Here is a 23025-nt window from a genome sequence, read left to right as displayed (position 1 = left end):
CCAGGCTGCATTGCTATGCAGTCCGGCAACAAACTTCAGCTGGGTTTTAGTCTTGTGTGCCCCCGGCAGTTCTGGGGCTAAAAAAGCCTGCACACCATACCTGAAATCTGAGTTTTTTCCAGTAAAAATCTACTGAAATCGGCAAATTTCCGTCACGTTGCTTTGATAGGCAAGGCGCTGAAACTCCGCTTTGCTGATGGTTTTGGTGGCAACATAGATATGCCAGAATTATGACTTGGCATGCAATTTTGTTTCAAAACTCCCGTTGCTCTGCAGTTTGCGGCTAACCATTCGGCGCGCTGCCGCTTACGCGGCGAGTGTCGCCCTACGAATCGCAGATGCTTTTGCAATTTAATTAATGGAATAAGCAACTAAAAACAGGACTGTTACATGTTGCTATTGATAGCTAAAGCCGGATGCTGCGACTGTATCGACCAGAACCCGCAGACGATAGTGATTCGACATCAACGCAAAAGCGGCGATATCAATAGCAAATATCTGCGTGAGCAGATGTAACCGCTCTAAAATCCAGCCGCGCGGTGCTCAAAGTTATAAGTCTCTGTACTGCCGAATAAAAATGCTCGCCGGACACAGCTGCTAATCAGGAGGCAATAAGGTGATTCTTTGATCGCGATTTCTTGCTTCCGTGGTTTAGGCATGATGTCATCCTGACAGTCAAAAATCCCCAAGCTTTAAATTTGGTTGCAAAAAGGTTAATGTCAAGAAGGTGTTTTAAATTGGTGGGTGTCTGGTTATACCTCATTAATGCAGTTACACCAGCCAGTGTCCCCGGTACTCAAATTAATTTGGGAATTGCAGGTTGGAATAACATCGGGAACATGTGCAAGGCAATGGGAGCATCATGTTAAATAAAATCATTTACAGACTTGTTTTTTCTTGTGTGGCGTTTACCGCTGGATGTAGCGCTGAAAATAATTTGTCGGGCACAAAACAGAATTACGAAAAAAAAGTGACAGAAACCATTTTAATTCACATGGATTTAGAAACAATGTTTCCATCGGACAAACTTCGAGAGTTAGCGAAAGCAGCTGGGAAAGGGCAGCTAGCTACTGTTGATAAGCTGGTTCAAGACGGTGTCGATGTGAATGCCAAAGGCAGAGAAAATGCGACTGCTCTTTTCTGGTCGATGAGAAATGAAAAAGGTTTTAATCATTTACTAAAATTGGGTGCCAATCCAAATGTTGTTTTTGGTGACGGAAGCAGTGTAATGCATTGGGCTGCCAGAAAGTCAGAGTGCAGCCTTCTGAAAACTGCGCTTTCGTACGGCGGTAATCCGAATCTAAAAGCTGGTCTGTTTGGGGGCTCTCCGGCATTTAACACCATAACTGCGGGTAAAAATACAGGGGTTCCTGATTGTTTAAAATTACTTCTTGTTAATCATGCAGATATTGAATTTCGGGATGAGAATGGGAAAACATTATTGTTACGTGCTGCTGCACTAGGTCGCTATGATATTGTCCTATTTTTGTTGGGGGAAGGTGCAAGTTCAAATGTGAAGGATTTAAAAGGTCGGACACTAAGAACGATTCTGAGCGAAGACAAGGATGCCTTTCTTAAAGGAAGTGTTACACAGATAAATTGGTTTAAAGTTAAAGAATGGCTCGACAAGAATAATCAGGAGCAATAGTGGAAGAAAAACAGAACTAAACAACAGGGTCGCGTCTTGTGTTTTGCCTTTTTAATAAAACAAATAAAATCAATGAGAAAAAAGCAGGACAGCCAAAATACGCTGTGATACGCAGCTTAGCTGTGAACTAAGTTTTGGCTTCGGTAGAGTTTTTTACAGCGACGGCAGCAAGTGGCTGCATCAGAAGCCACTTTGCCCGAATCGTCAGTCGAAAAAAGAACCGTCACTTTGCTGTTTTATGCTGAAGCACCACAGAGCCCAACGGCGCTAACTCGATTGTCAACAACGCCTGCTGTGAATTGGCTTCACCTTGCACTTTTATAGGCCAGTTCTGACCTGTTAACGCGTCGGTCAGTTGATAATCACCTTGTTGCCAGCCCCATTGTTGGAGCAGCTCACCTGGCAGCTTTAGTTCGACATTGGCAGCAGTATCAGCGAAGTTCGCCACAATTATGAGTTTTTCTGTTTGATTCCAGCGGGCGAAACTGAGTTGTTGTTCAGAGTAATAGTTTTTGCGGGTTGAGTCCTGCTGGGTATTGTTTTGTGCTGCCACGCCGCCCACTAAATTAACCTGATGCAGGTTATAAAACTCCCCCTGAAGTGCCGTACTGGTGCTACTAAAACTAAGCAGTTTTTGGTAAAAATCCCGCAGCTGTTGTTGTTCTGCTGTTAAGCCGCCACCGTCATATTTGCCGCCATTAAGCCAGCCCTGATGGGCAGGTACACCAACATAATCAAAAATGCTGGTGCGGCTGGCTTTGCCAAAACCTGCATCCAGCGCCGCTGCTTCACCAACTTCCTGGCCAAAATAAATCAGGGTAGGGGCTTTACCTATCAGGGTAGACACCACCATGGCCGGTTTGCCTTTGTCGGCAGCACCTGCAAACTCCGGGCTCGCGATACGCTGCTCGTCGTGGTTTTCTAAAAATTTCAGCATATGCTGGTCAATATCGGCCACTTCGGCTTGTTTGCTGAGTACATCCGATGCCGTGCCTTTGCCTTGCATCAACAGTTTCAGGCTGTCGTAAACACCCACTTTGTCGTACAGATAATCCATTTTGCCAAGGCCAACATAATCGCGGTACAGTGCGGGCTGATACACTTCGGCCAGCAGCACTGCATCCGGGTTTTTCAGTTTGATCTGGCTGTTTAAATAACTCCAGAATTCGACCGGCACCATTTCGGCCATATCATAACGAAAACCATCCACACCCAAATCCAGCCAGAACTGGGTGATATCCCGAAACTTCAGCCAGGAATCCGGCAGCTCTTTGCCTTGCCAGAAAGCGGCGTGTTCGGCATAACTTTTTGTGTTGTATGCAGCGGGGAGGCGGTCAAAATCGTAGCTGCCGTCTGGCTTCACACCGTAGTTAATTTTCACCGTTTCATACCAGTCGTTTTGATCAGGTTTTGCCGAACGTGCGCCATTGCCTGTCCATTTGGCCGGCATTTCGGCAAATTTGCCATCAGCAAGCGGGTGAGGCTCACCGCCAAGTGGCTTCACATCTGTGTCGGGCACCACAAAAGCCTGACCCGGCACATAATAAAAATTGTTGTGTTTGTGATATTCCAAAGACGTGTTGTCGTCGGCGCCAAAATCACGCACCCCCTCTGGTTTACCTAAAGACTGATAATGGCGCGCCACATGGTTGGGCACTATGTCGATCATCACTTTGATGCCGTGCTGGTGGGCGCGGTTGAGCAAAGCTTTAAATTCGTCCATTCGTTTGGCGGGATCCACCGCCAGGTCCGGGTTCACGCTGTAATAATCTTTCACCGCATAAGGCGAGCCGGCGCGGCCTTTGACCACATCAGGGTCGTCATGGCTGATGCCATAAGCGCTGTAGTCGGCCACCAAAGCATGGTGTGGCACGCCGGTTAACCATAAATGGCTGACGCCCATGGCTTTTAATGACAACAGGGCTGCGTCATTAATGTCATTTAATTTACCCACACCATTTTGCGCCACTGTGCCCCAGGGCAAATTGTGACTGTTGCTGTTGCCAAACAACCGGGTAAAGGCCTGATAAATCACTATTTTGCCTTGTGGTTTTTCAGCTGTTTGATTTTTATTTTGCTGAACCTGCTGTGGCTTAGTCATTTGCGCTTCGGCCTGTGGTTCTAGAGCCGGCTGACAGCCCAGCAGCAATAAAGTGGCAAGTGTTGATTTTAAGTGTTTGAATTTGTTCATTTATATAGTTCATTCGGCTAACCTGAGCTCCATGCTAGCACAAAGGTTGTTGCCGGCGTTGTTCCTGCAAACGTATGCAGGCCACCAGAGCGGTGAGGTGCCTTTAGGCCGGGTTTAACTGGTAAAACGCCGGTCTATGGCGCTGATTTTGTCCAGTAGCGGGCTATTTTGCCAGTGCTCCGGCTCTGCAAAACTCAGTTGAGTGTCACTTTCCAACACCAGCACAGCACCCTGATAACCAAAATAGACATGGTGGCCAAAAAACTAACCGCCACCTGCAAATCATCCAGCTGATAACCCACCCCAAAGGGGGGGTCGGCAATTTGACCAAAAGTTTCCACTTTGGCAAATACACTCAGCAGCAGTTGCGGCGCGGGCATGATCAGCATAAAAACAGGTTCTTTGCGTCAGTAAGCTTTGAGTATGGGTGACAGCAAGATCCCTTGCCAATACCCGTGAGTGGGAACAAAGGCTTGATCCGGCGATCGTTTTGGCGTGCTGACCGCTTTTATTTGCAGCCTAAAAATGCACTTTGTATAGTCGGTGCAACTAAACAGGAGTATTTATGATTTTTTCCCGCTTTTTTAACCACAAAGTTTTACTCAGTTCGCTGCTGTTAAGCTGCAGCGCCACAGCGCTTGCCGACACTGCCGCGGCACAACAACAATTTTTTCAGCAGCTTAGCACCCTCTGTGGCAAAGCTTTTGCTGGCAAGGTGGTGAAAGGCAACGCCAGTGACGACAAAATGCGTAGCCAGCAGTTGCTGATGCATGTACGTGAATGCAGCGACACTGAAATTAAAGTGCCGTTTCATGTGGGTGAAGACAGATCCCGCACCTGGGTGATCACCAAAACCAACACTGGCCTTAGATTAAAACATGACCACCGCCATAAAGATGGCAGCTCAGATAAAGTCACTATGTATGGTGGCGACACTCAAAGTGCTGGCACAGCGCAGCAGCAACTGTTTCCGGCCGATCAATACTCCAAAGAGATGTTCACCGCTAACAATATGGCGGTGTCCAACGGCAATACCTGGCTGGTGGAAATTCTGCCAGGTAAAAGTTACCGCTACGGTTTAAGCCGGCAAGGCCGCGAATTTATGGTGGAATTTGATTTAACCAAAGAAGTCACACCACCACCGGCGCCCTGGGGGCATCCATAACAACGCTGGTTGCAGCTAAACACTGCCATCAGCCGCCCGTTATCACTGTGGTTGCGTTGGATGACCTAGCCAGCCACCAGTGAGCTTTGTTAACATCAGGCAGCCTGTGTTGAGCCTTGCCGATTTTTAGCCGGTATATTTTTGCTTCTGCAAAAACACCCCTAAACATCAGCAGCTTTTGCCAGAGCTTATTCTAATAACAATCCACCGGAGCTTTTATGAAAGCGAATTTTTGGTTATCAGGAACATCGCTGGCGCTTTCTGCCTGCCTTGGCCTGGCTGCTTGTTCCAAGCCGCCAACGCCTGCAGAAGAAAACAAAGCCGCACCAGCAGTTGCCACAGCAGAGCAGGCTGCTGCGCCTGCAGACAGCAAGGCAGCCGCTGCGACAACGGCGCTGCCAGACACTTTAATGAACCCAAAACTGGGTGAATATATTAAAACTTTGTCGTCAGATGAATTTCAGGGCCGTGCCCCCGCCACCAAAGGTGAAGAACTCACTCTGGCTTATATTTCTGAGCATTTTAAAAATATCGGTTTAAAACCGCTGGTGGGTGACAGTTTTGTGCAACCGGTACAACTGGTGCAAATTGACCCGAAAGAAGTGTCAGCCATGACCTTCAGCGGTGACAAAGCGCCGGCAGCTTTTAAATACCGTGACCAGATGTTTACCTGGACCACCCGTGTGACTGAGCTTTCTGAAGTGAAAGGATCTGACATGGTGTTTGTCGGTTACGGTATTGTCGCGCCTGAATACAACTGGAACGACTATGAAGGCCTGGACGTCAAAGGCAAAACAGTGGTGATGTTTGTTAACGATCCTGGTTTTGCCACTAAAGATCCGGCGCTTTTTACCGGCGAAGCCATGACTTATTACGGTCGTTGGACTTACAAGTTTGAAGAAGCAGCCCGTCAGGGCGCGGCGATGGCACTGATAGTGCACGAAACCGATGCTGCTTCTTATGGCTGGCATGTAGTAGCAGGTGGTTCAGCCACCAAGTTTGACTTAATTAACCCGAACAAAAACGCCGACCGCGCTGCAGTGGAAGGTTGGGTAACCACTGAGTCTGCCAATACGTTGTTTGCCACTATTGGCGAAGATATTGAGTCTATGCGTAAAAAAGCGCTGAGCAAAGACTTTGCACCAATTCCGCTGAATATCAAAGCTTCAGTGTCGGTGAAAAACAACGTGCGTGAGCTGACTTCAGGCAACGTGGCGGGTTTTATCGAAGGCACAGAAAAACCGGATGAAGTGGTGCTGTATATGGCGCACTGGGACCATCTGGGTGTGGATTTTTCCAATCCGAAAAACAAAGTCTTTAACGGCGCCGTGGATAACGCTTCTGGCACCGGTGGTTTAATGGCGCTGGCTGAATATTATGCCTCTCAGCCAAAACCAAAACGCAGTGTGGCTTTTGTGGCTGTGACAGCCGAAGAGCGTGGTTTATTAGGCTCGGCCTGGTATGCGAAAAACCCCTTGTTCCCGCTGAATAAAACTATCGCCGGTATCAATATGGACGTGATGAACGTCAATGGTCCGATGAAAGATATGGTGGTGGTTGGCCATGGCAACTCTGAGCTTGAAGTGATTTTAGAAAAATACACCAAAGAGCAGGGCCGTTATATTGCGCCTGAGCCAAATCCGGCAGCTGGCTCTTATTACCGTTCAGACCACTTTAACCTGGCCAAAGCCGGTGTACCTATGTTGTACGCCAAAGGTGGTGTGGATAGTGTGGCGCACGGCAAAGAGTGGGGGTTGGAGCAAGCGAAAAACTTTAACACCTGCTGTTACCACAAAGTGGAAGATGAATATAACGACAGCTGGGATTTAAGCGGTGCGCAGCAGGATTTATTCCTGTACTACCGTGTAGGCCGTGAGCTGGCTGACTCCAACGCCTGGCCAAACTGGTATCAAGGCAAAGAGTTTAAAGCGGCGCGTGATGCCTCTTTAGCGGGTAAATAACAGCCTCATCAGGTGTAAAACCGAAAGTTGGATAAAAAAACGCGCTTTTAAGCGCGTTTTTTTTTCGCTGATGCAAAGCCCTGAAGTTGATGTTTAGGGTGACGGCCTGTTTGGCCGGTTTTGGCCGTCGCTCCCTGGTTTATATTGCACCCTGATAATCTCCAGGATCTGAAAATACAGCTGCTTGCCAAACAGCTGAACCTTTACCACATCACCACATTCTTTCCCAGGCAAGGCGGCACCAAGTGGTGACAACAGCGAAATTAAACCCTGTTCAGGTTGCTCCGCTTCGCCTGGCAGCACCAGTTTGATCCAGCTTTGTTGTGCCGTGGCAAGGTCAAGTAGCAACACTGAGCAGCCGGGCTGAATGCCGGACTGGCTTAATCTGCTGGTTTTTTTCTGCTTTTCAAGCTGACTAAAAAGCTGCAGCAGCTGCCAGGCTTTAAGCGGCTGCAAATTACGTTCAGCCAGTTTATGCAACAGACGGTTGTGTTTGGTAAAAGCCATAAGCTCAGCACCCGGCAGGGCGGGTGGTTCGGTATTTTTGGGAGTCATCACTGTTCCTGTAAAGTTTGATGCTGAAATAACAAACAATAACAAGGCCGGCCCTGAGCTTTCAGGACCGGCTTAGTGATGGAAGGCGGTAACGGAATTCCGCTTGGAGAAGGCAATAAGTGGCAAGGCAAATTTAAACAAAATAAACCTCCCACACAGGAGTTGGCTAAAGTTGGCCGCACCATAGCCCATTTTGCCGCGAAGTTCAAATCCTGGGCGCTGCTGTCCCAATATAGTTGTCCGACTTATGGCATCACCTTCAACAGCGGCCAAAGTTCAAGCCAGCCTTTGTCTTTGATTCTCTGCCGGAAAAGTTCTGGTCTTGGATAAAGTGGATTTACACGAAGCGACAAAGACCAGTTTTCCGCCAACCCAAAGGTACTGTAAAAATCAAAGTGGCCGCTGTGATCAAGTCGTACTCCAACACAGGTGGGAACCTCCACCCAACGTGAAATGCCATCAGCACAGTTTTGGTAAGGTGCATGCTGATGAAACAGATGCATTCTGGCCTGATTTTTTACTTCCCATTGCACTTGTGGCACCAGAGCGCTGAGCTGCTGTACATAACGCTGCTCTGTGTTGCGGTTGAGATCTGTGTTGTCAAAATACACCAGATCCACATCATTCAGCGGTGTCGGCTTTGGGTATTGGTGCAGTGCATCCCAAATCAGGTTTCGCAAAAATCCAGCGCCCAGATACCAGTCGTGAAGACCGAGCGACAATGCCGCCTGCAGGCAGCGCAGGCGAAGTGCATCCTGTTGCAACAATGCCGAGGTGGCGGCCTGATGATCCATCTGTCCATCATCTTTATTCCATCTGTGCATCATCTTTACTCTGGCTGGGGCGCGCTTGGCAAGAGGCGGATTGTAATAACGGCTGGCGTTTCAGTGCAAGGCCGCTGTGGCTGTTTGCGCCCGGATCAGCTACACCTATGCCAGCACAGGTACAGTCAGAGCGACAGGAGGCGGGATGTCAACAACAGACTTATTTGTAGAACTGATAGTTGTCGGTTGTGGTGCTTTTACCGCCTTGTTGCTGTTATTGCTGGCGATCTTTGGGGTGGACAGCAGCTTGCTGCAACAACTGACAGCCATGCCGGTACTGGCCTTGCCGGCGCTGGTGCTGATTTATCTGCTGGGTATTCTGACCGACCGTTTTGCCGACCGGCTCTTTAATCTGTATTGGGTGAATCAAAAACAACAGCAACAATATCCGGGCGGGCAGGCCCGCTTTCATCAGGACAAAACCCTGGTGCTGGCAAAGTCGGAGCGTTTTGCCGCTCTTTATGAATACAGCCGCAGCCGTCAGCGTATTTGCCGTGGTTGGGCGCTGAATTCGCTACTGCTGTTATTCAGTGCTGAACTGTTGTTATTCAGCAGGTTTTGGCATTGGCCGCAATCGTGGCTGCTGGCTGTCACCTTGCTGCTGTTGCTGGTGCTACTTTGCTGCTGTTGCTGCTATGCCTGGCTGCAGATGCTGGACACTGAACTGCGCCGGGTGCAGGAACAGGCCACTTTGTTACGATCTACAGAAGGCCCTGACTGAGTCGGCTCAGCAACAGCTCATTTTTATCGATGCACTTTGGCTGAAAAATAAGCAAACAGTTATTTTTCGTTAAAAATCAGACTTTATCAGCAAAATCAGAACTATCTTTACAACATCAGAAAACCGCTGTGACTTGGTGTTGTGTTTTATGTTGGAAAAATTGGCTGAACCTGCAGAGACTGCAAATCCATTGCAGCAACTTGATGGTTTTCGTTTAAAGCGCCTGCTGCAGATTATTGCCGTCTCTTTTGTTGGCCTGGTGCTGGCCATGGCCGTGGCTTCTGGCACCACTAAATTTTGGCTGCTTGGTGGCAGCCTGGCGCTGGCGCTGGCCGGCGTGGTGGCCTGTTATCATAAAACCCTGCTGGCGGCTTATATTCTGCTCTGGTCGCTGGCGCTGATGTTGTCTGGCCTGGCTTATAGCAATGGCGGTCTGCACGACATTGCCATCTTTGGTTTTCCCTGTGTACTGGTCTATGCCGCTATTCTGGGCAGCAACGGGCTGTTTTTATCGTTATTGCTGTATTGCCTTGGCTTTTGTGGTGTGCTGGCATTTTTAAGTATGCAGGGACTGCTGGTGCAGCAAATCCCCGCTGTTGGCTGGAACAGCGTGGTTTATGTGGCCGTCATTCTGCTGGTGACAGGTTTTAGTGTGTTTTTGCTGACCAAAGATCTGCGCCGGTTATTACATTCATTGCAGCGGGAAAACGAAAGAGTCAGGCAAAGTCAGCTGGAAATTGAACGGCTGGCGCATCATGACAGGTTAACTACTTTACCCAACCGCATTCTGGCGGAGCTGAGTTATCAGCAGTTGTTAAAACAATGCCGCGAGCAGCAGCAGCGCCTGGCCGTGTTGTTTTTGGATTTGGATAACTTTAAGCCGGTCAATGATTCTTTGGGCCATTCGGCCGGTGATTTGGTGCTGCAGCAACTGGCGCAGCGGCTGTTGTCGGTGATGCCGGAAGATGCGGTGTTAAGCCGGTTTGGCGGTGATGAATTTCTGGTGCTGGTGCCCGCCTGTAGCGACGACGGCAAGCTGGCGCTGTTGGCCAAGGCCATGATCAACCAAACCTGCAGCCCTTTTTATGTGATGCAAACCCATATTGAAATTTCCGGCTCTGTCGGCATTGCAGTGGTACCGCGTGATGGCGTTGAATTTAATATGCTGTGCAAAAAAGCCGACCTTGCCATGTACAAAGCCAAAGATGATGGCCGCAATACCTGGCGTTTTTATGATGAGGAAATCGACAAAGCCAATATCGACAAATTTAACCTGTTGCAGGGCATTCGCCAGGCACTGAAAGAACAACAATTCCAGTTGTATTACCAACCCAAAGTGGATTTAACCACGGGCCAGATCGTCGGTGCTGAGGCGCTGGTGCGCTGGCCTCAGGCCGATGGTTCTATGATAAGCCCAATGCAGTTTATTCCGCTTTGTGAAGAAAGTGGTTTAATTCTGGAACTGGGCGCTTTTGTGATCCACGAAGCCTGTCAGGCCTGCCGGCGCTGGCAACGTTTGGGTTATGCCGATATCAGCGTGGCGGTGAATTTGTCTTTTGTGCAGTTTCGCGATAATTCACTCGAAGGCCTGGTGCGCCAGGCTCTGAAAGACGCTGAGCTCAGTCCATCAGCGCTGGAGCTGGAACTGACCGAGTCTTTGTTAATTGGGGAAGGTGACCATGTGCAGCAGCAGCTGGATGCTTTAAGTAGTTTAGGCCTGACCTTTGCTATTGACGATTTTGGCACTGGTTATTCTAACCTCGGCTATTTGCGCCGTTTTAATGCCACCACCTTAAAAATTGATAAATCTTTTATCAGCTCTTTGTATCTGTCCAGCCGCGATGAACCGCTGGTGCGCGCCATTATTCAGTTGGCGAAAAGTCTGGGTTTAATCACAGTGGCCGAAGGAGTAGAGGATGCACAGACCATGCAGCTACTCAAAGACATTGGCTGTGAACAGGCGCAGGGTTATTTTTGGTCAGCACCGGTCACTGAGCAGAAATTTGTCAGTTTATTGCCACTGCAACAGCAGGCGCCGGGGGAAGATGTATATTAAGTCGCAGTGTTTTGTTTTTTCAGCTCGGCCGCCAGTGGGGCGACTAACGCCTGATGTTTTTTATGCAAAAAATGAAATAACTGCTCTGTTGCCAGCACCTGGGGCAAACGACGCAGTTTTGCCTCTGCCAGACTTGGCTCTACCTGTAATACCGAAGCCACATCATCCAGCATCAGATCCACTTTGCCTTGTTTGAGCATCTCTATGGCTTGCCTGGTGGTGGTGACCGCCACTCTGCTGCCTTTTAACGGATATTGTTCGGCCATTTTAAACCCCCGCACATAACCAATACGCAGTTTGGGGTTTTGCTGCCATCCGCCATCATCATCCGGGTTTTGCACCTCGTCCCTGACAAAAGCATAAAGCGCCAGCGAAGTCAGCGGCTCAGGCACCAGCAGCAGGTTAGGGTAGTTGGCGGCCACTGTTTTAATCCGGAACAGCTCACCGTCATAGTCGCCTTTATTGCTCATTAATAAAGAGCGGCCGGCCGGTAAATGTTCAACCTGCAGCTGATAACCCAGGGCCAGATAAGCTTTCGCCAGTCGGTTTTCAATCATCCGGGTGAGTGCCGACTGATTCACACTGCTGGCGATCCGCATTGGCGTTAACGGTGCTGCGGTTGATTGAGTTGGCAGTAACGGAGCTGTAGTGAAAGGCGCGGCGGTGAAAGACGTAGCGGTGAAAGACGCGCTGTTTAATTGATCCGGGGTGAATGGCGTCGGGGTTGCCGGCCATTGCTGCGCTGCAGCGCTGTTGCCAAGCCAAAACAGGCTCAACAGCAACAGTCTAAGGTATTGCTGGTGCAGTATAAACTGCAGATGAGTCCACAACATCAGAACCAGCTCCCTGATCTGCCTTAAGTGCAACTTAGCACAGCTTCCCTGATTGCGCTGTAGCCAGAGCAGCTACAGCGCGGACTTTATTTACTGATGATTTGATTATGGTTTTTCCTGCTGCGGATAAGTCACCACAGGCCAGCCTGATTTTTGCAGTTGTGGTGTTAAGGTTTTGGCATCTCCTACCACCAAAATCAGCATAGAGGACGGATCCAGATGTTTGGCCGCCAGAGCGTTGATCTCCTGCGCGCTGATGTTTTGCACTATATGATTGCGGGTTTTTACAAAATCAGGGCTTAACTGATATTCCAGAATTTGGCTCATAAAACCCAGCTTGGCCTGAGGTGTTTCATATTGCAGTGCGTCCGACTGATGAATGGCCTGGCGCATAAACTCCAGTTCATCGTTTTGGATCCCCAAAGTGCGGTATTTGTTCAGCTCAGCTAAAAACTGCTCAATGGCAGCACCGGCCACATCAGTGCGCACCGCAGCAGAGGCAATAAAGGTACCGGCAAACTTGTCGCCGCTAAAGCCGGTAAAGGCCCCATAGGTGTAACCTTTGTCTTCCCGCAGGTTCAGGTTAATACGGCTGTTAAAATTGCCACCCAGCACAAAGTTCATCAGGTTGGCGCGGAAAAACTCGCCGCTGATATCCATCGGCAGACTGCGTTTGGCAATGCGGATCTCGGCCTGCGGCGCATCGGCTTTATCCACCAGATAAATCACGCCATGTTGAGCTTTGGCAGGCGGAATTTGCGTGTTCAGCACCTTGGCTTCACCTTGCCAGCCCTGAAATAACGACGACAGTTGCTGTTCGACTGTTTCTTTGGGTAAATCCGACGCCACTATTAACATGCTTCCTTTGGGTTTAACCTGCTGCTGGTAATAGGCTTTTAATTGTGCCGGAGTCAGCTTGCTCAGGGTCTCAATGCTGCCTTCAGACGGATAAGCGCGGATATGGTCGGCAAACAATAAACGGCGAAGGTGTTTACGCGCCAGGTAGGCCGCACTTTTTTCGGCATGTTGCAAACCCTGCAGGCTTTGTTGTTGTAGCCGGCTAAAGTCATCGCTGGCAAAAGCCGGACGCAGCAGTTTTTCTTCCAGCAGTGTCAGGGTCTGTTGCAGGTTTTTGCTTAAGGTCGACACAAACACCGTCATATATTGATCACCTGCGCTAAAACTGATGCTGCTGCCCAGTTTTTCAAGCGCCAGACTCATTTCTTCAGTGCTGTAGTTTTGCGTGCTTTCATTGAGCATGGCGGCCAATAACGACGAAATGCCAAGCTGCTCTGGCGTCTCAAAATACAGCCCCAGCGGAATTTTTAACATCAGTGCCGTGGTTGGGGTTTCTGTAGTTTGCGCACCCAGTACTTTGATGCCATTGCCAAGCTCGGTTTGCCAGGTTTGTGGCAAAGTCACCGCCGGGTTGGTGCCCGCTTTGGGCATCTGGCTGCGGTCAAAGTTGTCTGTGGCTTTACGCTCAACCAGATCGGCCGCGCTGGTGGTCGATTTTTCAGTAAAATCCGGCCTTTTAAACACAAAATTGTCGGCTTTGGCGCATAGCTGAGCAGCACCTTTTGGCACCACACTCATCACTACGGCGTGTTTATCTTTTAAATATTGTTGATAGACCCTAAGCACATCGGCTTTGGTCACGCTTTGATAACGCTGAATATCAGCCGCAACTAAATCTGGTTTGGCAAAAAAGGTTTCGTTATGCGCCAGCTGAGTCACTTTGCCCTGCACCGATTGCAAACCAAACACACTTTGGGCCTCAATTTGCGCTTTGACTTTGGCCAAATCGTCGTCTGTGACACCGCGTTTTTCAAAATCAAGCAGGCTCTGGCGGATGAGCTTCTCAATATCCGCCAGCGTCTTGCCGGACGCCGGATGGGGCAGCGCCAGCAAGGTAAATTCACAGGCCAGCTCCATACAGCTGTGGCTGGCCTGGGCCTGCACTGCCAGCTGGTTTTTCAGCAGGTTCTGGTATAGCAGCGAGCTATTGGAGCCCCCTAAAATTTCCGCCAGAATATCCAGTGCCGCTTCGTCCGGATGACGGGCATACACAGTTGGCAACGCCAGATACAACAATGGCAGATGGACATTGTCTTCAAAAGACACATATCTGTCTTCCGTTAAGCTAAACAGCTGTTTTGGCGCCGGTGCTACATCCGGTCCTTTGGGAATAGCACCAAAGTACTTTTGTACCAGAGGTAAAATCTGTTCTGCTGTTACCGCACCACCTATGGTCAGGGTGGCGTTATTCGGGCCATACCAGCGCAGGAAAAAGGCTTTAACATCATTCACATTGGCGCGGTTTAAATCGTCCATATAACCAATGACCGGCCAGGAATAAGGATGACCGGCCGGGTATAAAGCTTCGGCCACTTTTTCCGATAAACGGCCATAAGGCTGATTATCAATACGCTGGCCACGTTCGTTTTTCACCGTTTCACGTTGTACTTCAAACTTTTTCTCGGTAACTGCGTCCAGCAAAAAGCCCATCCGGTCGGCTTCCAGCCACAACACTTTTTCCAGCTGATTGACCGGAACTGTCTGGTAATAATTAGTGCGGTCGTTGTCTGTGGTGCCGTTTAGTTCACCACCTGCGGCTGTAATGATCTGAAAGTGCTGCTCGTCTGCCACATGCTCAGAGCCCTGAAACATCATGTGCTCAAAAAAATGGGCAAAACCGGATTTACCTGCTTCTTCGCGGGCTGAACCAACATGATAGGTGACGTCCACATGCACCAGTGGGTCTGAATTGTCTTCATGCACCAATACAGTTAAACCATTGGCCAGTCTGTATTTTTTATAAGGAATGGCCGGCGTGCCCAAAGCTGGATTGTGAGTTTCTACCAGTTGAATGCCAGCTGGCAAACTGCTTTGTTGTTTGCTATCTGGGCTGCTGTTGCAGGCAGCAAGCAACAGGGCAACAGCAACAGATAAGGCTGTGGGCAGAAAAGTTTTGTAGGCAGCGAACCTGCTTTTGCCGTTGTTTCGGAAGAATGTCTGCATAAAGTTCTCATCTATCAGGGCAGCCAGAGGCTGCAGAATATAACAACACTAGTGTTTAGCTAAGCCTGCAGCGGCCAGACGACATAGTGAGGGCAATCATTGAACACAACTTTTTATCACAATTTTTGATCGTATTGGCTTAACGCACAGGCGTGGCTGCACTTTCCCCGGCCACTGTATGCCAGGGCAAAATACGGTAACTTTTGACCAGGCCTTGGATAACATAAGGATCGGCTTTGGCAAAAGCATCTACTTTGGCAATATCGTCAACGTTAAATAACAACAGCGCACTTTCCACCGGATCTCCAACAGCCCCTCCCAGAATCAGCTCGCCCTGTTCCACAGCGCGCCAGGCTAATGCCAGATGGCTACTACGAAATTCGGCACGCCTTGTCAGGTAATCATCGGCCAATTGGTAACTTAATAAATAATGCATCAAAACCCCCGGGGCAGTGGTGAACCAAAGGCCGAGCTTAGAGCCATTTTCACCGGCTTGCCAGTTGTTTAGCCTTGTTGTTTTGCACTCTGGTCTTTTGCCTGCTCTGTTGTTGCATTGTGGTTTTGTTTGTCTTGTGGTCTTGGCTGCGTGGGCGGCTTAAGTTGTGATACGGACATTTATTCGGCTGTCCGCAGGCCCCTGGCGGACAGTTTTTCTGTCCGCGGACAGGTGGCTATTATAAAGGATTTATAAAAATATCATTGAAAACAGATGCTTAATAAAAATTTTTTGCTGGCACGGCTCCTGCTATACAGAGGGCAGTTCAGTGATACAGATTTGTCAGCATAAGGAATCACCATGATCCAGGGCACCGAAAATCAGGACATTCAGCGCAAACAAAGTTCAGGCTCCCGTTTTGGTCACAAAAGTAAAGCTGTGGTGGCTTTTGCTGCCATCAGCCTGATGCTGTGGGGCAGTTATCAGCTGATGTTTAATCAGGCGCAGGCCAGTTTAGTGATGCCAAGAGCCGGGGTGCAGCTTGGCACTGTCAGCCGTGGTGATTTTGTGCGGGATTTGGCGGTGCAGGGCAAAGTAGTGGCCGCCAATGCGCCCACTTTATTCAGCCAGCAAGCCGGTCAAATCCGGTTGTTAAAACAACCGGGTGAGCCTGTCACCATTGGCGATCTGCTGGCGGTGATTGCAAGCCCAAGCCTGGAAAACGACTTAAAACAGCAGCAGGCGCTGCTGTCCAGCATGCAGTCTGAAGTGGAGCGCTCCGCGCTGCAGGCACGCGAGCAGCAACTGGATATGGAACAAATTCAGAACAGTGCTCAGGTTAATTTACTGGCCGCCAAACGTGAGCTGGCTCGCGCCAAACAGTCGCTGCAATTGGGGGTGTTGCGCCAGATTGATTTAGATATGGCCAACGACAAGCTCAGCCAGGCTGAACTGGAGTTCAGTCATGCCAAACGCAAAGTGGCGCTGGCGGCAGACAAACTGAGCTTTGAGCAAAAATCCGGTGCCCAGGCGCTGGAACGTCAGCAGCTGGTGGTGGCAGAGCTCAGCCGCAAGCTCGAAGCGCTGCAAATTAAAGCACCGGTAACAGGCCAGGTGGGCAGCTGGCTGGTGGAGCAGCAAAACCATGTGCTGGAAGGTCAGGGGTTACTCACAGTGATTGATTTAAGCCGTTATGAAGCTGAGCTCAGTGTGCCGGAGAACTATGCCGGTGAGCTGACGCCTGGTCAGCTGGTGGATGTCAGTGTCAATGGTCAGCAGCTTAAAGGTGAGCTGAGCCATGTCGCGCCTGAAGTGGTGGAAGGTAATGTGCGGGCCAGGGTGCGCTTTAACAGCCAGGACGCGGCCAGTTTAAGGCAGAACCAGCGGTTGTCGGCCCGTATTGTGTTTGAAGAACGCCACAATGTGCTCAAAGTGGCACGTGGTGATTTTATTGCGTCCGGTGGTGGCCGTCAGGCTTATCGGCTTGAGGACAATGTGGCGGTGAAAACCCCGGTGCAGTTGGGTGCTTTGTCAGTGCAGTGGGTAGAAATTTTATCCGGTGCCAAAGAAGGGGATCAGCTGGTGATTTCCAATACCAGCGAATTTAAAGATGCGGCGCGGGTGCGGCTGAATTAACAGTGGCAGCAACACCCCACAGAGCAGCCAGGCAACAACTGAAAAGGCACAGCTGCAAAGGTACAACAGCAACGGTTTGGCCGTTTAAAAAAAGGAATAAATAAATGATTCAACTGAAAAATTTAAGCAAAGTGTTTCGCACCGAGCTGATTGAAACCCATGCCCTGCGTCAGATTGAGTTGCAGGTCAGTGAAGGGGAGTTTGTGGCTTTAACAGGGCCATCCGGCTCGGGAAAGTCGACTTTGCTCAATGTGCTGGGCACGCTGGAGCATTTTGACGAAGGGGATTATCTGCTGGACGGTCAGTCGGTCAGAGGTTTGTCAGACCGGCAGTTGTCGGCGCTGAGAAATGAAAAAATTGGTTTTATTTTTCAGGGCTTTAACCTGATTAAAGATTACAGCCTGCTCGATAATATCGAACTGCCGCTGCGCTACCGGGGCATCAGTGCCAGTGAGCGTAAACGCCGTGCTTTAGAGGCGCTGGAGCTGGTGGGCCTGGCGGCGCGCAAAGATTATCACCCAAGCCAGTTGTCCGGTGGTCAGCAGCAACGCGTGGCCATAGCCCGGGCCATTGCCGGTCAGCCGCGTATTCTGCTGGCGGATGAACCCACAGGGAACCTGGATTCTTTAATGGCCAGGCAGGTGATGGAGCTCTTGGAGCAAATTAACCGCCAGGGCTGCACCATTCTCATGGTAACCCATGACCCGGATCAGGCACGCCGCGCCAGCCGTCAGGTACAGATAGTAGACGGCCAGTTGAGTGACGCCGCCATGTACGACCCGCTTGCGGTGAAGCTGGCTTAAGGAGAGCGCACATGGAACAGATTTTATACTATGTCAAAGTGAGCTGGGTCAGCATTAAAAGAGCGCCGCTGCCTTATGCCCTGACAGTGTTTATTTTAAGCCTGGGGCTTGGCGTATTTTTTGCCAATGCCACTTTTTATTACCAGATGAACTCGGATCCTCTGCCGCATAAAAGCGACAAGCTGTTTTACCCCATGACGCTGATGGTGCCTTATGAGTGCACTGACTGTCTGCCGCCCAGAATTTTAAGTTACGCCAATGTGCAAAAACTCAGCCAAAGTGATATTCCAAGCGCCAAAGTGGCGATGTATAGCAGCGATGGGTATTTACGGTTAAACAGCAATTCGGAACCAACTCCGGTCTGGGTCCGTATTACCCAGCCTGAGTTTTTCCGCATGTTTGAAGTGCCGCTGTTACACGGCAGTATCTGGAGCGATGATAAAGCGCGGCAGGAGCTTATTTTAGGCAAACAAATGGCGGAAAAAATCTTTGGCCGCAGCGATGTGGTGGGCGAAAACATTCTGCTGGATGACCGTCACTACACAGTGATTGGCGTGCTGGATAACTGGCAGATGTTGCCAAGGTTATATGACGCTAATAACCGCAACTACACGGCCGACACTGAGCAGGTGTTTATGCCGCTGGAAACAGGTTATGACTATAACTATTTGTCGAATAGTCAGTCCCATACTTTTGATGATGCCGACTACCGGAAGCTGGCAACGGATGGCCGCACTATGGCCATCCATCAGTTGCAGTATTGGGTGCAGCTGGATACTGAAGCACAACAAAAAGCCTATCGGCAGTTTATGGACAATCTGGTGGCCGATGAAAAGAAAGCTGGCCGCCACCCAAGTACCCCCAATAACCAGCTGGTTGCTATGCGCGACATAGTACGGTTTTTTGGTGGTGAATCGGCCGATATCAAAGCTTTTGCTTTAGTGACTTTGTTGTTTTTAGGCGTTTGTTTATTTAATGCCAGCCATTTGTCGCTCAACCGTTATTTAAGCAATCAATATGAATTTAGTTTGCGCCGTGCTTTGGGTGCCAGCAGGTTACAGCTACAACAACAGATGTTGGCTGATGTGCTGCTGATGACGTTGTTTTGTACTCTGTGCGGATTGTTGATTGCCTGGGGCGGCGTTGAATTATTGAATTATTTATGGCCTGCCAACCGCTTGTTTGGCCGTTGGGATCCAACACTATTATTGTTGCTGCTTGGCCTGACGCTGAGCTCCAGTTATTTGGTGACTTTATATCCGTCTTTGCGTGCCTCATTTGGCGGCTTAAATCAGCAACTCAAGGAATAACTTTATGTCATTGCATTTATTACTGAAATCTTTGTTGCGCCGCAAAGTGGTAACTTTATTGCTGTTGGTGCAACTGGCGTTAACACTGGCGTTGCTGGTGAATAGCTTGTTGTTGGCAAGCCAGACCAGAGACAAATTAAATGAGCCGACCGGCCTTGATTTACCGCATATTTTGCAGGTGCAGTTAAAACCAACCACCACGGATTTACGGGCGCAGCCGTTATTGGCTGACTTGCTGGAGCGGCAACTGGCGGCAGTGCGCACTTTGCCAGGAGTGAAGGCTGTGGCTTATGCCAATCAGGGGCCGGTGCGTCAGGGCGGAAACCAGGGCAATTTATATGACCCCGATGACGAAGCCAGAACCAATGTGCCTTCTATTCCATCTTACATGGTGTCGCCGGATTTTTTTGCCGCCCTTGGTTTAACCCTGCTGGAAGGGCAATTACCACAAACGGCAGTGCCACTGGATGGTAATGTCAGATCGCCTATGGTGTTAACCCGCAGTCTGGCAGCAAAAATATTTCCAAACCGTTCAGCTGTGGGTTTAGAGACGAACTACGCACCTGTTGCCGCTGTGGTGGAAGACTTTTTTGGCCATAGTATGGCAACGCATATGATGTATAACCGCATTCAGGTCTCGCCTTTGCTGGGGGTTGACTGGGGTTATGCCTTGCTCATTAACACTGAACCTTCAGCCACGGAAAATATCAGGCAACAGCTGCCGGATTTGTTGCGCAAAGTAGATGCCAATATCGAAGTTTTTTTTGTGCGTACACTGAAAGAACAACATCAGCGGCTTTATCGCAATGAGTTTGGCCTTGCTACTTTGCTTGGCATTTTAAGTGCGTTAATGCTGCTGGTGGCTATGGTGTCGAGTTACAGCAACGCGCATTTTCATGCGTTAAAACAACAGCAGGAAATTGGCATTAAACGCGCATTGGGTGCCAGTAAATGGCTGATATTTATCGAGCTTCTAAGTGAAAATTGGTTAACAACAGTCTTGGGAGCCCTGTTGGGGGTTGTGGCTGCGCTGGTGCTGAATGAAGCCTTGGCCAGTGTGATTAGCCTTGATGCGCTCAACTGGTGGTTACCGCTGCTGGTGAGTCTGGTGTTGCTGGTTTGTGTCACAGTTGCAACATGGTATCCTGCCCGTATTGCAACCTCGGTATCGCCGGCTACAGCCACTAAGACTTTATAAAATATGGCAAATATTCTGATTATTGATGACAACGACGCTGTCTGTACCGCCTTAAAAACCCTGTTTATGTTGCAGGGTTACCAGGCGCACAGTGTGGCTTCTGAGACGCAGGCGCTGGCTTATCTGGCCACTGCGCAGGTGGATTTAATTTTGCAGGATATGAATTTTGCCAAAGGCGAAATGACAGGCAGCCAGGGCAAGGCGCTGTTTTATCAGCTGCGTGCGCTGCTGCCCGATACCGCCATTATTCTGATGACGGCCTGGACTTCGATTGACATGGTGGTGGAGCTGGTGAAAGCCGGTGCCTGCGACTATATCGCCAAACCCTGGGATGACGAGCGGTTACTCACCACTGTTGCCAAAGCGCTGCAGCTGAGTCAGTTGCAGCAGTCTCAGCAGCGGCTGGCGCAAAAACAACAGGCTCGCTTAAGTGCTTTTGCCGGCAAGGATCTCTGTGGTTTGGTGTTTGCCAGCAGCGCCATGGAGCAGTTGCTGCAGATGGCGCTGCAGTTGGCGCCGTCCAATGCGGCAGTGCTTATCACCGGCGAAAACGGCACCGGCAAAGAAGGCATAGCCCAGGTGCTGCATGCCAATTCACCACGTAAACACAAAGCGCTGGTGAAAGTGAATATGGGCGCTTTACCAAGCGACTTAATGGAAGCTGAGCTATTTGGTGCCGAAGCCGGTGCTTACAGTGGCCTTGGCAAAACCCGTATTGGCCGGTTTGAAGCGGCCGATGGGGGTACTATTTTCCTTGATGAAATTGGCAATCTGTCGTTATCAGGCCAGATGAAACTGCTGCGGGTGTTACAAACCGGCGAGTTTGAACGTTTAGGCTCCAGCCAGACACGCAAAGTGGATGTGCGGGTGCTCAGTGCCACCAATGCAGATTTAACCAAGGCGATTAGCAGCGGTGCCTTTCGGCAGGATTTGTATTACCGGCTGAATGTGGTAGAGCTGCATCTGCAGGAACTGAAAAACCGGCGTGACGATATTCTGCCATTGGCGCGGCTGTTTTTACGGGGTGAAAAAACGCTGAGTAAAGAGGCTGAACAGGCACTGCTGGGGTACAGCTGGCCTGGTAATGTGCGTGAGCTGCAAAATATCTGTCAGCGGGCATTATTGTTAGCGCCCGGCGCACAAATTCAGCCAGCAGACTTAGCCTTGCCGCAGGAAGAGCAGCCCGGCAAAAGGGCACTGGATGATTTTGAGCAGCAGCAAATAGAGCAGGCACTCAAAGATGCCGGTGGTGTGATAGCCAGAGCCGCCAAACAGCTTGGCATCAGCCGTCAGGCCTTGTACCGGCGCATGGAGTTTTATGGTATTGCCACGCCTTAGTTTGTCGCAAAAAATCGGCGGCAGTTTTGTGTTTTTTGCCGCTGCTTTATTGGCGCTGATCAGTTGGTTGGCGCCAGAGCCGTTGTTATTGGCCACAACGGCAGTGTTATTGCTGCTGTTTGCTCTGTTGCTGCTACGCAGCCTGAAAAGCCTGGCACTGGAGCTTTCGGCGCTGAATCTGTATGCCGCTAATTTGCAGGATCAGGCGTATCAGTGCAGCGCCAATAAAGCGGTATTGTCTGAGCTGATGCCGCTGGCCGTCACTTTAGATACCATGGCCGCTGAACTTCGCCGCCAGCGTGCCGGTTTATATCAGCGTGAGCTGTTGCTCGATACTGTATTACAAAGTAGTCCAAGCGCCATTTTATTAACCGACGAGCAGGGCAGAGTGCTCTTGAGTAACCCGGCAGCGCGGCAGTTGCTCAGTCAGGGCCGGCGTTTTGAAGGTTTGTTATTAAGCGAAGTGCTGCAACATTTGCCGCAACTGGCCGCTGCCTTGCCGGCTTTTTTGGCCAGCCAGCAGCAGGGCTTAATCCATCTGGGCGAACCTGCGGCCATCTGGCACTTATCGGCCAGTCAGTTTTTGCTGAATCAGCGCCGCCATCAGCTGTATATTTTTAAGCCGATGACCCAGGAAATTCAGCGTGAAGAGCTCAGCGCCTGGAAAAAATTATTAAGAGTCATCGGCCATGAGCTTAATAACAGCCTGGCACCTTTGTCATCGCTGGCTTATTCGGCGCAGCAACTGGCCCCGGAGCCTGAGCTCGTACAAATTTTGCAAACCATCAGTGAACGTTGCCATCACCTGAACCAGTTTTTACAGGCTTATATTCAGTTTGCCAAATTGCCGCCGCCCAGTCTGGCGGAAGTGAACTGGCCGAGGCTGATTAATCAGTTACATGATCATTATGAGTTTGAGCTGGTGGGGGAGCTGCCCGCCGGGCGCTGGTGGCTGGATCAATCCCAGCTGATGCAGCTTCTGTTAAATCTGCTGAAAAATGCTCACGAAGCAGGCGCCGATGCGACAAAAATTGAACTGGAATTCAGTGAGCAGCCCCAATTTCTGCAAATATCGCTTAGAGACAACGGCGGTGGCATCAGCCCGGCGTTACTGGAACATGCGTTATTGCCGTTTTTTACCACCAAGCAGCAGGGCTCTGGTATTGGCCTGACCTTATGCCGCGACATAGTTGAAGCCCATGGTGGCCAGCTGCTGCTGAAAAATATGAATGCAGGTTTATTGGTGCAAATTCAGCTGCCGCGGCACAAAGTTGCGTCAGCTGCTGAAACCCAGGCATTTTAGCCTGTTGTCAAAAGGCAAAATCGCTGT

Annotated in this window: 19 protein-coding genes; 12 read left to right on the top strand and 7 right to left on the bottom strand. The window is 49.9% G+C overall.

From position 1 onward, the window contains the following. Positions 1-390 precede the first annotated feature (390 nt). Together V7P87_RS15225 and V7P87_RS15220 are read left to right on the top strand one after the other, a co-directional pair. Positions 391-516 carry a hypothetical protein gene (locus tag V7P87_RS15225; RefSeq protein WP_333798195.1) on the top strand — a complete coding sequence of 42 codons (126 nt, stop codon included), beginning with the start codon at positions 391-393 and terminating at the stop codon, positions 514-516. A gap of 346 nt (positions 517-862) precedes the next feature. Beyond that, positions 863-1648, top strand: a complete 786-nt coding sequence (locus tag V7P87_RS15220; protein ID WP_296299245.1) for an ankyrin repeat domain-containing protein — start codon at positions 863-865, stop codon at positions 1646-1648. 223 nt (positions 1649-1871) lie between these two features. Here V7P87_RS15220 and V7P87_RS15215 read toward each other — a convergent pair whose 3' ends face one another. Both V7P87_RS15215 and V7P87_RS15210 read right to left on the bottom strand, forming a co-directional pair. Next, positions 1872-3839 (bottom strand): alpha-amylase family glycosyl hydrolase, encoded by a 1968-nt coding sequence (locus tag V7P87_RS15215; protein ID WP_333798194.1) that lies wholly within the window; start codon positions 3837-3839, stop codon positions 1872-1874. A 194-nt stretch (positions 3840-4033) separates the two neighbouring features. Continuing rightward, on the bottom strand, positions 4034-4228 hold the full coding sequence (locus V7P87_RS15210) for a hypothetical protein (protein ID WP_333798193.1): 195 nt from the start codon (positions 4226-4228) through the stop codon (positions 4034-4036). A 176-nt stretch (positions 4229-4404) separates the two neighbouring features. Between V7P87_RS15210 and V7P87_RS15205 the strand changes: the two genes are divergently transcribed. Beyond that, the gene (locus V7P87_RS15205) at positions 4405-5004 is read left to right on the top strand and encodes a hypothetical protein (protein ID WP_333798192.1); all 600 of its coding nucleotides are present in this window, start codon (positions 4405-4407) and stop codon (positions 5002-5004) included. Positions 5005-5222: 218 nt separating this feature from the next. Continuing rightward, positions 5223-6965: a M28 family metallopeptidase gene (locus V7P87_RS15200; RefSeq protein WP_333798191.1), complete on the top strand. Its 1743-nt coding sequence runs from the start codon at positions 5223-5225 to the stop codon at positions 6963-6965. Positions 6966-7058: 93 nt separating this feature from the next. Here V7P87_RS15200 and V7P87_RS15195 read toward each other — a convergent pair whose 3' ends face one another. Both V7P87_RS15195 and V7P87_RS15190 read right to left on the bottom strand, forming a co-directional pair. After that, entirely contained in the window at positions 7059-7520 is a 462-nt protein-coding gene (locus tag V7P87_RS15195; RefSeq protein ID WP_333798190.1) for a GreA/GreB family elongation factor, read from the bottom strand. A 245-nt stretch (positions 7521-7765) separates the two neighbouring features. Then, on the bottom strand, positions 7766-8347 hold the full coding sequence (locus V7P87_RS15190; RefSeq protein ID WP_333798189.1) for a nucleotidyltransferase family protein: 582 nt from the start codon (positions 8345-8347) through the stop codon (positions 7766-7768). Between the two features lie 142 nt (positions 8348-8489). Here V7P87_RS15190 and V7P87_RS15185 point away from each other — a divergent pair, with 142 nt between their 5' ends. Beyond that, positions 8490-9065 carry a hypothetical protein gene (locus tag V7P87_RS15185; RefSeq protein ID WP_333798188.1) on the top strand — a complete coding sequence of 192 codons (576 nt, stop codon included), beginning with the start codon at positions 8490-8492 and terminating at the stop codon, positions 9063-9065. Positions 9066-9213: 148 nt separating this feature from the next. Beyond that, on the top strand, positions 9214-11121 hold the full coding sequence (locus V7P87_RS15180) for a putative bifunctional diguanylate cyclase/phosphodiesterase (RefSeq protein WP_333798187.1): 1908 nt from the start codon (positions 9214-9216) through the stop codon (positions 11119-11121). On the opposite strand, the gene V7P87_RS15175 is transcribed toward V7P87_RS15180, so the two are convergent. The 3 genes from V7P87_RS15175 to V7P87_RS15165 all read right to left on the bottom strand — a co-directional run bounded on the left by V7P87_RS15175 (position 11118) and on the right by V7P87_RS15165 (position 15411). Beyond that, positions 11118-11954 (bottom strand): hypothetical protein, encoded by an 837-nt coding sequence (locus tag V7P87_RS15175; RefSeq protein ID WP_333798186.1) that lies wholly within the window; start codon positions 11952-11954, stop codon positions 11118-11120. The genes V7P87_RS15180 and V7P87_RS15175 overlap by 4 nt on opposite strands. 105 nt (positions 11955-12059) lie before the next feature. Further along, positions 12060-14975 carry a M16 family metallopeptidase gene (locus V7P87_RS15170; RefSeq protein ID WP_333798185.1) on the bottom strand — a complete coding sequence of 972 codons (2916 nt, stop codon included), beginning with the start codon at positions 14973-14975 and terminating at the stop codon, positions 12060-12062. A gap of 139 nt (positions 14976-15114) precedes the next feature. Continuing rightward, positions 15115-15411: a YciI-like protein gene (locus V7P87_RS15165; RefSeq protein WP_333798184.1), complete on the bottom strand. Its 297-nt coding sequence runs from the start codon at positions 15409-15411 to the stop codon at positions 15115-15117. 360 nt (positions 15412-15771) lie between these two features. Between V7P87_RS15165 and V7P87_RS15160 the strand changes: the two genes are divergently transcribed. The 6 genes from V7P87_RS15160 to V7P87_RS15135 all read left to right on the top strand — a co-directional run bounded on the left by V7P87_RS15160 (position 15772) and on the right by V7P87_RS15135 (position 22998). After that, positions 15772-17046, top strand: coding sequence for an efflux RND transporter periplasmic adaptor subunit (locus V7P87_RS15160; RefSeq protein WP_333798183.1), 1275 nt, complete (start codon positions 15772-15774; stop codon positions 17044-17046). A 104-nt stretch (positions 17047-17150) separates the two neighbouring features. Then, on the top strand, positions 17151-17849 hold the full coding sequence (locus V7P87_RS15155) for an ABC transporter ATP-binding protein (protein ID WP_296299261.1): 699 nt from the start codon (positions 17151-17153) through the stop codon (positions 17847-17849). Positions 17850-17860: 11 nt separating this feature from the next. Next, positions 17861-19159, top strand: a complete 1299-nt coding sequence (locus V7P87_RS15150) for an ABC transporter permease (RefSeq protein ID WP_333798182.1) — start codon at positions 17861-17863, stop codon at positions 19157-19159. 4 nt (positions 19160-19163) lie between these two features. Continuing rightward, on the top strand, positions 19164-20357 hold the full coding sequence (locus V7P87_RS15145; protein ID WP_333798181.1) for an ABC transporter permease: 1194 nt from the start codon (positions 19164-19166) through the stop codon (positions 20355-20357). A 3-nt stretch (positions 20358-20360) separates the two neighbouring features. After that, positions 20361-21695 carry a sigma-54-dependent transcriptional regulator gene (locus V7P87_RS15140; RefSeq protein ID WP_333798180.1) on the top strand — a complete coding sequence of 445 codons (1335 nt, stop codon included), beginning with the start codon at positions 20361-20363 and terminating at the stop codon, positions 21693-21695. Next, entirely contained in the window at positions 21676-22998 is a 1323-nt protein-coding gene (locus V7P87_RS15135) for a sensor histidine kinase (RefSeq protein WP_333798179.1), read from the top strand. The genes V7P87_RS15140 and V7P87_RS15135 overlap by 20 nt, the downstream gene beginning before the upstream one ends. The last annotated feature ends 27 nt before the right edge of the window (positions 22999-23025 follow it).

This window comes from Rheinheimera sp., assembly GCF_036782235.1.
Lineage (GTDB): Bacteria > Pseudomonadota > Gammaproteobacteria > Enterobacterales > Alteromonadaceae > Pararheinheimera.
The sequence above is the reverse complement of the archived record's forward strand: the minus strand, read 5'-3'. Positions and strand labels throughout refer to the sequence as shown.

Coding starts and splice junctions, on each gene's coding strand:
- V7P87_RS15225 (WP_333798195.1), top strand. CDS start 391: ATGTTGCTATTGATAGCTAAAGCCGGATGCTGCGACTGTATCGACCAG.
- V7P87_RS15220 (WP_296299245.1), top strand. CDS start 863: ATGTTAAATAAAATCATTTACAGACTTGTTTTTTCTTGTGTGGCGTTT.
- V7P87_RS15215 (WP_333798194.1), bottom strand. CDS start 3,839: ATGAACAAATTCAAACACTTAAAATCAACACTTGCCACTTTATTGCTG.
- V7P87_RS15210 (WP_333798193.1), bottom strand. CDS start 4,228: ATGCTGATCATGCCCGCGCCGCAACTGCTGCTGAGTGTATTTGCCAAA.
- V7P87_RS15205 (WP_333798192.1), top strand. CDS start 4,405: ATGATTTTTTCCCGCTTTTTTAACCACAAAGTTTTACTCAGTTCGCTG.
- V7P87_RS15200 (WP_333798191.1), top strand. CDS start 5,223: ATGAAAGCGAATTTTTGGTTATCAGGAACATCGCTGGCGCTTTCTGCC.
- V7P87_RS15195 (WP_333798190.1), bottom strand. CDS start 7,520: ATGACTCCCAAAAATACCGAACCACCCGCCCTGCCGGGTGCTGAGCTT.
- V7P87_RS15190 (WP_333798189.1), bottom strand. CDS start 8,347: ATGATGCACAGATGGAATAAAGATGATGGACAGATGGATCATCAGGCC.
- V7P87_RS15185 (WP_333798188.1), top strand. CDS start 8,490: ATGTCAACAACAGACTTATTTGTAGAACTGATAGTTGTCGGTTGTGGT.
- V7P87_RS15180 (WP_333798187.1), top strand. CDS start 9,214: ATGTTGGAAAAATTGGCTGAACCTGCAGAGACTGCAAATCCATTGCAG.
- V7P87_RS15175 (WP_333798186.1), bottom strand. CDS start 11,954: ATGTTGTGGACTCATCTGCAGTTTATACTGCACCAGCAATACCTTAGA.
- V7P87_RS15170 (WP_333798185.1), bottom strand. CDS start 14,975: ATGCAGACATTCTTCCGAAACAACGGCAAAAGCAGGTTCGCTGCCTAC.
- V7P87_RS15165 (WP_333798184.1), bottom strand. CDS start 15,411: ATGCATTATTTATTAAGTTACCAATTGGCCGATGATTACCTGACAAGG.
- V7P87_RS15160 (WP_333798183.1), top strand. CDS start 15,772: ATGATCCAGGGCACCGAAAATCAGGACATTCAGCGCAAACAAAGTTCA.
- V7P87_RS15155 (WP_296299261.1), top strand. CDS start 17,151: ATGATTCAACTGAAAAATTTAAGCAAAGTGTTTCGCACCGAGCTGATT.
- V7P87_RS15150 (WP_333798182.1), top strand. CDS start 17,861: ATGGAACAGATTTTATACTATGTCAAAGTGAGCTGGGTCAGCATTAAA.
- V7P87_RS15145 (WP_333798181.1), top strand. CDS start 19,164: ATGTCATTGCATTTATTACTGAAATCTTTGTTGCGCCGCAAAGTGGTA.
- V7P87_RS15140 (WP_333798180.1), top strand. CDS start 20,361: ATGGCAAATATTCTGATTATTGATGACAACGACGCTGTCTGTACCGCC.
- V7P87_RS15135 (WP_333798179.1), top strand. CDS start 21,676: ATGGTATTGCCACGCCTTAGTTTGTCGCAAAAAATCGGCGGCAGTTTT.